We start from the raw sequence: 245 nt of genomic DNA, 5'->3' as shown, positions 1-245 counted from the left end.
CCTGTCGGGAGCGGGCGGCGACTCCTGTGTCGGGCAGGGTCTGAAGCTGTATTTCCGCGGAACCGAAAACGATCCGAAGTCCCGCGCCCGCGCCCGTCGTGCGGCCCATTCCTTGCGCTGGGACAAGCTCTCGAACTTCCCCAAGCCGACCATTGCCATGGTTCACGTCTACTGTTTCGGCGGTGGTTTCACGCCGGTCATTGCCTGCGACTTTGCGATCGCGGCTGACGACGCGACCTTTGGCG

1 protein-coding gene is annotated in these 245 nt (G+C 64.1%); it reads left to right on the top strand.

What is annotated here, in order from left to right; all coding sequences use genetic code 11:
- On the top strand, positions 1–245 hold a 245-nt coding region (locus ACPYOJ_RS36300), incomplete at both ends, for an enoyl-CoA hydratase-related protein (protein ID WP_481420528.1).

It is taken from the genome of Rhizobium sp. SVR5-9E (assembly GCF_056755095.1).
The sequence above is the reverse complement of the archived record's forward strand: the minus strand, read 5'-3'. Positions and strand labels throughout refer to the sequence as shown.